The organism is Paenarthrobacter sp. CC6 (genome assembly GCF_040560085.1).
GTDB classification, from domain to species: domain Bacteria; phylum Actinomycetota; class Actinomycetes; order Actinomycetales; family Micrococcaceae; genus Arthrobacter; species Arthrobacter nicotinovorans.
Genome location: NZ_JARDAN010000037.1, coordinates 1 through 9,801 on the forward strand (window position 1 = coordinate 1; position 9,801 = coordinate 9,801).

Annotated in this window: 11 protein-coding genes and 1 pseudogene; 11 read left to right on the forward strand and 1 reads right to left on the reverse strand. The window is 64.0% G+C overall.

The features are described 5' to 3' along the window. The 11 genes and pseudogenes from PV760_RS21245 to PV760_RS21295 form a co-directional block, all read left to right on the forward strand. Positions 1-258, forward strand: a pseudogene (locus PV760_RS21245) (lipoyl synthase); the annotation flags it as partial. 460 nt (positions 259-718) lie between these two features. Further along, on the forward strand, positions 719-1,174 hold the full coding sequence (locus PV760_RS21250) for a hypothetical protein (protein ID WP_018779333.1): 456 nt from the start codon (positions 719-721) through the stop codon (positions 1,172-1,174). Positions 1,175-1,271: 97 nt separating this feature from the next. Then, positions 1,272-2,108, forward strand: coding sequence for a COG1470 family protein (locus PV760_RS21255; protein ID WP_354628643.1), 837 nt, complete (start codon positions 1,272-1,274; stop codon positions 2,106-2,108). 1 nt (position 2,109) lies between these two features. Further along, positions 2,110-2,625 (forward strand): hypothetical protein, encoded by a 516-nt coding sequence (locus tag PV760_RS21260; protein WP_193590227.1) that lies wholly within the window; start codon positions 2,110-2,112, stop codon positions 2,623-2,625. Beyond that, entirely contained in the window at positions 2,622-3,872 is a 1,251-nt protein-coding gene (locus tag PV760_RS21265; RefSeq protein ID WP_354628644.1) for a hypothetical protein, read from the forward strand. Before PV760_RS21260 ends, PV760_RS21265 begins: the two co-directional genes overlap by 4 nt. A gap of 163 nt (positions 3,873-4,035) precedes the next feature. Beyond that, the gene (locus PV760_RS21270; RefSeq protein ID WP_354628647.1) at positions 4,036-5,100 is read left to right on the forward strand and encodes an FUSC family protein; all 1,065 of its coding nucleotides are present in this window, start codon (positions 4,036-4,038) and stop codon (positions 5,098-5,100) included. A gap of 76 nt (positions 5,101-5,176) precedes the next feature. Beyond that, positions 5,177-5,698 (forward strand): MarR family winged helix-turn-helix transcriptional regulator, encoded by a 522-nt coding sequence (locus PV760_RS21275; RefSeq protein ID WP_035734163.1) that lies wholly within the window; start codon positions 5,177-5,179, stop codon positions 5,696-5,698. Between the two features lie 96 nt (positions 5,699-5,794). Continuing rightward, on the forward strand, positions 5,795-6,196 hold the full coding sequence (locus tag PV760_RS21280; RefSeq protein ID WP_354628645.1) for a hypothetical protein: 402 nt from the start codon (positions 5,795-5,797) through the stop codon (positions 6,194-6,196). After that, positions 6,193-7,128: a serine/threonine-protein kinase gene (locus PV760_RS21285; RefSeq protein ID WP_079582998.1), complete on the forward strand. Its 936-nt coding sequence runs from the start codon at positions 6,193-6,195 to the stop codon at positions 7,126-7,128. Before PV760_RS21280 ends, PV760_RS21285 begins: the two co-directional genes overlap by 4 nt. Before the next feature lie 73 nt (positions 7,129-7,201). Further along, positions 7,202-7,462, forward strand: a complete 261-nt coding sequence (locus PV760_RS21290) for a GlsB/YeaQ/YmgE family stress response membrane protein (RefSeq protein ID WP_018779325.1) — start codon at positions 7,202-7,204, stop codon at positions 7,460-7,462. A 171-nt stretch (positions 7,463-7,633) separates the two neighbouring features. Next, positions 7,634-8,857 (forward strand): hypothetical protein, encoded by a 1,224-nt coding sequence (locus PV760_RS21295; RefSeq protein ID WP_354628646.1) that lies wholly within the window; start codon positions 7,634-7,636, stop codon positions 8,855-8,857. Here the strand turns inward: PV760_RS21295 and PV760_RS21300 are convergent. Beyond that, complete coding sequence (locus PV760_RS21300) at positions 8,854-9,609, reverse strand: ZIP family metal transporter (RefSeq protein ID WP_039243375.1); 756 nt, start codon at positions 9,607-9,609, stop codon at positions 8,854-8,856. The two genes, PV760_RS21295 and PV760_RS21300, sit on opposite strands and share 4 nt — an antisense overlap. Between the last annotated feature and the right edge of the window lie 192 nt (positions 9,610-9,801).

Below are 9,801 nucleotides of genomic sequence, written 5' to 3' on the forward strand. Positions count from 1 at the left end.
CGCCCGTCCGAACGGCACTTGCCGGTGGACCGGTGGGTCAAGCCGCAGGAATTCGTGGACCTCCAGCACGAAGCCGAGGAGATCGGCTTCCTCGGTGTCATGTCCGGGCCGTTGGTGCGGTCCTCGTACCGGGCCGGCCGTTTGTGGGCCACCGCGATGCGGAAGAAGGGTTGGGAAATCCCCGAAGCCCTGGCACACATCGAGTCCTCCGGCACCACCCGCCAGGAAGCCTCCAGCATCCTCGCCGCCCACGGCTAGCCCCAAAACAGACGCACGACGGCGGTCGGGCCACCTTCTGAAGGTGACCTGGCCGCCGTCGGGGGTTAAAGGAGCACGCCGGAAGCTTCGAACACCAGCGCATTTTTTGCTCAAGATGGGCACAAGATTGCCGCATCAACGTCGTAGCGCCGTCTTCGGCCGCCGCCAGGGAAGTGTCCATTCCTTGGACAGTCTGGGAGAAGGCGAGTACTTCGGGCCCTGACAGGGCTGGAATGGCGACCAGCCCGCCAAGTAGTCCGGGCGGAGAACGCGAGTACTTGCGTCACGCATGCGGGTATTTCCCAGCCTTTGTTCGAAGAAAAAATGGGGTAGCCGGAATCGTAGCCACACGACTTGCCATGGCTGAAACATTGGCTGCATCGCTTCATCCGCCAGCAAAGGCCGGATGCTGGGGGTTGCGCTGCGGCTCCCCGGACCAGATCAACCAAGGAGTCACATCATGCGCAAGCTTTCCAAGAAGAGCCGGATCACCGCCGCTGTTGCGGGCGTCGCACTGGTAGCAGTCGGCGGCGGTGCCGCCTACGCCTACTGGACCACCACTGGTTCCGGCAGTGGCAATGCCACCAACTCTTCAGGTGGCGGAACCGTCACCCTCCACGCCACTTTCGCCGGTGGCCTTGCTCCGGGCAATTCCGTCCCGGTGAGCTACACGGCCGACAACTCCACCACGTCAGGCACGGTGGTTGGAGCGTTGAGCGCGAACGTGACCACCAATGTGGCCGGCTGTCTGCCGGCTTGGTTCGAAGTCACCGCAGTCACCTCGAACAGCCCGGTGGCAGCCAACAGCACCGGCACGTCCGTTGGCTCCGGAACGCTGAAGTTCAACGACAGCACCACCGTCAACCAGGACGCCTGCAAGGCGGCCATCGTGACGGTCAACGTCGGCAGCCTGTAAGACCTCGACGCCGGGGCCCGCCAGTTAGGCGGGCTCCGGCTCAGCCGTTTCGGCCCCTCCACCACCGCACCCAAGCCGACGTCCGAAAAGAGCTTCCATGGACCACCGCCCAGAGCGCACCGCACCGTTACATCGAGGTGGGGTCCTGCGTGCGATTCTGCTGGCCGTATTGGTGGCCATCCTGCCAACCGCAGCCCTTGCTGCCAGCAACGGCCAAGGGAACGCTGCGAAGGCCCCGGCGGGCATCACGGTGGCGTTGTCTCCTTCCAGCCGCACGGTTGACCAGGGCCAGTCCACCACGTTCACCGTGTCGGCGACGTCGACCGGGGGCTTTGCGGGACAGTTGACCTTCACGACCAGCGGGCTGCCGGCTGGCGCAAGTGCCAGCTTCATGCCGTCGTCGGTTAACCTCACTGCCGGCGGCACCGTCCAGACGACCCTGACGGTTGGAACCGCCACCACAACAGCGGCGGCGAAGACCGATTTCTCGGTCAAGGCGGGCAGCGGGACCATCGTGTCGAACGCGGCTCCGGGCCAGTTGCAGGTCCTCGAAGTCAAGCGGTCGTTCGGCGTATCCGGTTCCGTGAATGGCTTGCTCGCACCGGGTGTCTCACGGTCGTTGGAACTGCAGATCTCCAATCCCGGCAACAAGAGCATCGCCGTGACCAACCTTTCGGTGTCCATCACCCAGGTGGTCCGGACTCCGGCGGCCATTGCGAAGAACCTCCCCTGCACCACCGCTGACTACAAACTCACCCAATACTCCGGCGCGTATCCGTTGACCGTGGAGCCCGGCGTCCGGGCATTGTCGGCGCTGGGCGTCCCGGAAACGGCCTGGCCCCGGATCACGATGCACGACACGGCCCAACTCCAGGACGGCTGCAAAGGCGCCACCCTCCAGCTCACGTACTCCGGCACGGGACAAGGCAACTGACATGAAGACCACAGCCCGGACACCCCGCACCCCCGTCCCAGGCCGGCTGGCAAGAACCACTGCAGCCACTGTCGCCCTGTGCGTGCTCGGCGGAGCGGGATCGGCCTATGCGTACTGGAGCGCCACAGGCCTCGGGAACGGATCATCGGTAAACGGAACAATGCAGAACGTCACGGTGGACGCACTCGTCCCGGGCGACACCCTGCAAAGCAGCCTGGTTCCCGGGGGAACGGCCGACGTCCTCCTCCGGGCCACGAACCCCAACCCTCACCCCGTCACAATTTACGGAATTGCCGCCAACGGACCCATTTCCGCTGACACTTCCCATAACGGGTGCACAACCACCGGAGTGACTTTCACACCTCCCGCCGCACCACTCAACCCGCCGATCACCATCGCCGCGAACACCTCCATCCTGGTGACGCTGCAAGGGGCAGCCAGCATGGGAGCCACCTCAGTCTCCGCCTGCCAGGGCGCCCAATTCGCCATCCCCGTGACGCTGGAGGTACGGAAGTGAGCCAGGACCGTCAGGCATCGAGCATCAGCATGGGGCGATGGAACCGCATCATGGTTATTGCGTTGGGCATTCTCCTTCTTTCCTGCGCAGGGCCCGCTGCCAGTGCGTTCTGGGGTTCCGTCAGCAGCGGTTTCGGAGCCGCGAAGGCCGATTCCGTAGCCCAGGGCGCCAAGCCGGGCACCAGCGTGTCCGGTACCACCGTTACGGTCAACTGGGCAGCCAGTACGACGGCGGGGGGCCGGCCCGTGACCGGCTACAGCATCGCCCGCTACAGCTCGCCCGCCGGCGGCACGCGCGTGGCCGCAACCGGCACCTGCCAAGGCCCGGTTGCGGGCCTTTCGTGTGCCGAGGCCAACGTCCCGGCAGGAACCTGGTACTACACCGTGACGCCTTTGTTGTCCCTTTGGCAGGGCACCGAAAGCATCCGCAGCACCGGTACCACTCCGGTCACGGATACCACAGCGCCCAACGCGCCGGTTGTGAACGCACCGGCAGTGGTCAACGCAGCCCTCGCAGACAAGGTGCCGGTCAGCGGCACGGCGGAAGCCAACTCATCGCTCGTCCTCACTGTGACAGGTGCGGGTGCGCAACCGGTAACCCAGTCGATGGTTGTCGACAGCGCCGGGAATTGGACAGCCTTGCCCGTTGATGTCCGGAACTTCACGGACGGCACCATCAGCTACTCCGCCAAGGCTACGGATGCGGCCGGGAACACCAGCGTCGCAGGAACAGCGACCTCATCCAAGGATGCAACGGCTCCGACGGTGACGAATGTACAGCTTGGCAACGGTGGTGTCGCCAACAAGCTCGACAAGGGCGACACAGTGACCCTGACGTTTTCCGAGGCGCTCAAGGCCAGCACGATCTGCAGTATATGGACCAACAACACCACTACGCAGACCATTAACGGCAATGGGCAGGTGACAGTCAGCGTGACTGCACTGGATACGCTTACGGTTACCACCAGTGTTTGCGCCATCAACCTGGGCAGCGTTGCACTGGGAGCTGATTACACGTCGACGGCCCTGACCTTGAACGGCAATGGCAATGGCAACGTCTCGTCCCTGGCTTGGAACCCCACAGCCAAGACCCTCACGATCACCCTTGGCACCGGAGGTACCGGCGACAAGACAATTCCCACAGATCCGGCGGTGTTCCCCACGTACAACCCCGCCGCTGGACTCACGGATATCGCCGGCAACAAATTGGACACCGCCCCGGTCTCGGGAGGAGCCGCCCGCTTCTGAAGCGGCCGCTTCCAAACCGGGGCGATCCCGCCAGCATCCAGGTGATGAGCCCCACAAACTGCACTCGATCCCGCAGTAGCCCAGCAACCGGAGCGTAACCTTGAGAGCGGACGCCAGTGCCGCCGTCGTACGTTTGATCCTGCGACGAAAGGCGAGCCGCCCCTTGAAGGCTGTAGCGGAAATGTTCACGATGGGTCCTGGCAACAAGGACCACCATCCCGCCCTCCGCTGCGCAGTTGGTGTGTTCGTTCCGCTGATCACGTTGACGTTGATAGGCCGACTGGATCTGGCGGTGTTTGCTTCGTTTGGAGCCTTCACGGGGATCTACGGACGCAACGAACCCCATAGCGTCCGTTTCAGGAGCCAGTTGCGCGCCGGCGGCTTCATGCTTTTCATCATTCTCCTGGCCACATTGTTAGCCCGTTTCGCCCACGCCCTGGGCATTGAAGGTGCTGAATATTCCTGGCTCTTGACCGCTGCCACTACAGTCGTGGCCGGCGTTTGCTCGGTGGTGGTTGCTGCGTGGCGGCTGCGGCCCGGTGGCTCCTTGTTTCATATTTTTGCTTTTGCTGCCATTGCGTCGATCGCAGCCCAACCGCCCCTGTGGGAAGCCCTCCTGGTGGCTGTCGGGACCACGGTTTTCTGCCTCTTGATCGGCATGTCGGCTCGTGTGCTCAAAAGCCACAGAACGCCGTGGAAACGCCCTCCGCGCATCCGGCACACCCCGGCTGAGCGCCGGGCGATCTGGCTGGAGGGTGGCGGCTACCTGGTCGCTGCCGGCCTGGCGGGAACCATCGCCACGTTGGTGGGGGAGCGGCTTAGCTTCGGGCACACCTACTGGGCGATGGTGGCGGCGGTTGTTCCCCTCGTCGGGCATTCAACGCGCCACAGGGTCAGTCGAGGCATCCAAAGAATCGCCGGAACAGTGCTGGGCCTGGTGCTGCTGGCGGGCATTCTGTGGCTCAACCCCGCACCGTGGGCGATGGTCCTGGTGATCGCTGCGTGCCAGTTCGGTGCTGAGATGTTTATCGCCCGGCAGTACTTGGTGGCGCAGGTTTTCGTGACGCCGCTCGCGTTGATAGCAACGCTTCTTGCAGCGCCTGTCGATCCTGGTTTGCTGCTTCGGGACCGCATCGTCGAGACGGTCATTGGTGCCGCCGTCGGCGTTGCCGTCGTGGTGGCTCCAGCTCTCTGGCGGCGCGTGCGGACGCTTCGGCAGGCAGCCTGAGCGTGCCGTCCTGACCGCATGGTCAGCAAAGGAGCGGCAAATCGCCTAGTATCGATTGGTTAGACAAGCGAGATACATGTCTACCAAAGGACTGGTGATGAGCGACAAAAGTGAACGTCAGGGCTATTGGTACGGGCTGGAGAGCCGCAAGCAGATGGGCGCCGTGGATGTCCTGAATGCACTCAGGGACTACCGTGCCGCCGAAGCGGATATGCGCCGACGTACCCGCGCTTCCATGGGGATGGGCGAAACCGACCTTCTTGCCTTGCGGTACTTGCTTGAAGCCGAACGCGCAGGCCGTGAGGTCGGGCCCAAGGAGTTGGCTGTCCGCCTGGGCGTGACGTCGGCTTCCATGACGTCCCTGGTCGATCGGCTCGTGAGGTCCGGCTATGTCACGAGGGAGCCGCATCCGACTGACCGGCGCGCGCTCATCCTGCGCCCCACCCCCGGCTCGGATCAGGAGGTGCGCAGCACCCTGGGTGATATGCACGCCCGGATGATGGAGGCGGCCGAAACCCTGAGCAGCGAGGACTCTGCTGTGGTGGTCGAGTTCCTTCGGCGCATGCGAAAGGCGATCGACGGGATCGCGGCCTCCTGAAGCCCTGAGTGACCGCATCCTGACTGGACATAATTCATAAGTACACATATAACTAGATAGCCAAGCTACTTACTAGGGAATGTGTGGGAGAGAACGATGACAGTCGCGCTGCGTGAAGCAAGCTCCACACCAGTGGCTGAAAATACCGTGGAAGTTCTCACGGAACAGGTAATTCCCATGGGTCCCGTGCACTGCGGGTCACACATGGCCATCTCCGCCGGCCCGGCCTACGACGCCATGAAGTGGGTCTCCGTGGAGCCCATCTGGCCCGAGTGGGCCTGCGGATGCGGATTCCGGATGGACATCGACGCCCTCGATCCCGTGAGCTCCGTATGGATCGCTGCCCTTCGCAGGCAGAGTCTCCAGCACGAACTGGCGATCTCACAGAACACCCTGGCGCTCGCCTTCAAAAAAGCTGTTGACGCCGGAGTCAACCCGCATGCCCTCGCCGAAGTGGCCGGAGTGCCTGCGGCCGAGATCGAAACCCTCCTCGGGTGACCACGCTCGACGTTGCGGCTGTCCGCGCTGATCGCGGAGCCGCAAGTGCATGCGGCGTGCCCCGGGACCTTACGTCCCAGGACAGCGTGCGCCAGGACAGCGTGGCCCAAGACAGTGTTCACCGGGACCGGGTCATCGCCGGCCGGTACCGCCTCGCAGGACCATTGGGCGGCGGCTCGGAAGCCAACGTCCAAAAGGCATTCGACCTCCACAGTGGCGACGCTGTGGCAGTCAAGATTTTCAGGTGTTCCGACGCCGCCAACGAGGCCCCCTTCCGTCGGGAAGTGGACATCCACGGCCGGTTGCGGCACAAGAACATCGTCCGGGTCCTCGGTTCCGGAACTACCGGGCACCAGGAAGGCGGAGAAATCCGGAATTTCCTGGTGATGGAGCTGGTGGAAGGAATGGATCTGCGGACCCTCCTTCATCATCAGCCGGCCTCGCCCCGCGAGACGGCCGAGTGGGTGAGCGGAATTGCGCGTGCCTTGACGTACATCCACCGCAGGGGCATCGTCCACAACGACATCAAGCCCGGCAACATCCTGGTCAACCTCGCAGCAGACCCGGGTGGCCCCGGGGTAGCACAATTGACCGACTTTGGAATTGCCCTCACCGGCGGGACCGCCACACCGGGCTCGTCCTCGGGCACCCCGCATTACCTCAGTCCTGAAGAGGTGCGTGGCGAAAATTCCACAACCGCCAGCGATGTCTACTCGCTCGGTCTCGTTGCTCTTGAGTGCTTGACCGGAACGAAGGCATTTCCTGGCCCTCCCCTCGAGTCCATGGTTGCCAGGACTCTGGGGGAACCCCGAATTCCCGGCACGGTCCGGCGGCGCTGGTCCATGGTGCTTCATGCCATGACAGACCCCGACCCTGCCGGCAGGCCGTCTGCCAGCCAAGTCGTCGGAATGTTCCGACGACTCAGCCGGTAGCCAACAATCAGGTCAATAGCGGCATACGTTCCTATGCCGGACTAGGACCTCTTCACGAAAGAGAGAATGAAAAATGGGATTCATCGGTTGGATTGTTTTGGGTTTGATCGCCGGCGCCATTGCCAAGGCCATTAAGCCCGGCCACCAGGGCGGCGGCTGGATCGCCACCCTGCTGCTCGGCATCGTCGGTGCCGTCCTCGGCGGTTGGATCGGCAGCGCGCTGTTCAACGTCGGGATCAACGAGTTCTGGTCGATTTCCACCTGGCTCCTCGCCATTGGCGGTGCTCTGCTGGTCCTGATCATCTGGGGTCTGCTGACCCGCAAGAAGGCCTAGCGTTTCACGAAGGCCCTGTCCCCGCGGTTATCGCCGGGAGGACAGGGCCTTTTCGCGTCTGTGGGCGGCTTTTTCGGTCACAATTTCCCCGTACGACAGCGACTGCGGGCGGCATCATCAGTTCCGTTACGCTGCTCGGAGCCACCACACTCCGTACGCCAAGGGTCACCAATGACGCACTCTTCAGCTGCCACGTCCACCACCACGACGCCGCCCCAGCCGGCGCTGGGGTCCAGTGCCGCCGGTACGGCATTGGGCGCATTCGGCATGGCGGCTGCGGTAGGGCTGTTGTCCCTCCTCCTGCACGTCGCGGGAGAGGTTTCGCCCAGGGTTGGCCCGTCGTTCGAAGGATGGTCCGGTGAAGCCAACGACTCCCCGGTTTCCGGCCTGCGGTGGTTCCTCGGCGACATGACTGAGCCCCTTTTCTACAAAGCGGATCTGGCGGCCCTGGGATTGCTGGCGGGTGCATTCCTGGCCTGGCGCGTTGCCCGTGGCGGCAAGGACTGGGCCGGTACGCTTGCCTACGGCAGCGGGCTTTGGCCGTGGGTGCTGGCGTCGGCGTCGTTGAGCCTGCTGTTGTCCAACCTGGCGTTCGGACGGATGCTCGACGACGGGTGGCAGCCAACGTTCGTGCCCTTCGTCTGCGCCGCGCCCGCCATGGTTCTGCTCTACGGTGCAGGATGGCGGACATGCGTCACCGGAGCCGTCCTCGGAGCAGCGACCGTGACGCCCTTGGCTCTGCTCTTCATCCCGACAGTTGCTGCCCCCTTGGGCTTGCCGCCCGTCGTCGGAAGCGTCCTGGCGATGGCGGTCGGTTCCGCCCTCACATTCTCTATTGCACGCCGCCTGCCGTGGCTTGTCCTGCGGAAGCCGAACCCGTCCACGCCAAGCCACCACCCGGCGTCGGGGGTTGGGCAGAGCTTCCGACAGGATGCTAACCGGGCCGCACGCCGGGTGCTCAAGGACTTCAGTGAAACGCACTTTTTCGCCAACGAAGCCGCCAGCCTGGGGATGATCCTGGGGGTCTCCGTGGCCTTCGTGATGAACCCCGGCTTGCCGTCATATGGTTCGGCCCTGCTTCCCAAGATCCTGTTCGCCCAGGCCCTGACATCAGCTGTCGGCGTGGTTCTGTGGCGGCGCTGGTACCGGGAGGAAGGGTGGGCGGCCACGTATGCATCCGTGGTGTCTGTTGCACCCGCCGCCGTCCTGGCCTCCGGAGGTTCCTGGATGGGGATCGTCGGCGGGGCGGTACTCGGCGCCGTTCTGGCACCGCCCCTCGCCCGCGCCATTTCCGGTTGGCTGCCGTCCGGTTTCCATCCGGTGATCGGCAACACTGCCGCCATGGCACTTTCGACGGCGGTTGCCTTGCCTGTGCTGGGACTGCTGGGCCCCTAGCCTCCCACGTGGTGGATGGTGAAGGCGCTGAGGAAGCCGACGGCGGCCGTCAGGCCCGTGAGGTTGTGGTGCTCTTCGAAGGCCTCGGGAATCATGGTGTCGGCCAGCATGGCCAGGATCCCTCCGGCGGCAATGGCCGTGATGAAGGCGATGACCGAGTCGGGTGCGTTTTCCAAGGCCGTGAAGCCAACAAGGGCCGCAATTCCGCTGAACACGGCGATGCCCACCCACGTGCCAAAGACGTAGGCAGGGCTGCGTCCTGATTTCTTCATTCCGGCCGTGCTGGAGAGTCCCTCCGGAACGTTCGAGATGAAAACGGCGGCGAGCATGGCCGGGCTGATGGCTCCGCCTGCCAGGAGTCCTACCCCGAGGACCACCGATTCGGGGATGCCGTCGATGAGGGCGCCTATGGCAATGGCCGTGCCGCTTCCGGGAGAGTCCTTTTCCGAGGGCTGGGCGCCGCCGGAGCGCTTGCGGTGTTTTGCCCCGGCCCGTGAGAGGAGGACATTGGAGCCCACGAAGATCAGTGCCCCCAGCAGGAAGCCCAGTACGGTGGGCAGCAGTCCGCCGCCTTGCACGGCTTCGTCTACCAGTTCGAACGCCAGTGCCGAGATCAAGACACCGGCGCCAAAGGCCATCACCGTGGAGACGACCTTGGCGGGCACCTTCCACATCCACGCGATCCCCGCGCCGAGAACCAAAGCGCCTCCGGCCAGCGTTCCCCAGAGCAAGGCCTGCAACCACATCGGCATACGTTTTGCCCTTTCATCGGCTGATCAGGTGCACCCAAGAGTGTTTCACATGGTGCAGGTGGTGCTGCGGTTTTCTTGAGGGTTTCCTGAGGAAGTGTTGTGGGTTTGCAGGATTGGTTCTTGATCCAGGCCCGGCAAAGTATTTCTTGTCAGCCACACAGGCTGAAGAAACGGCCGGCCGGTCTCACGGTG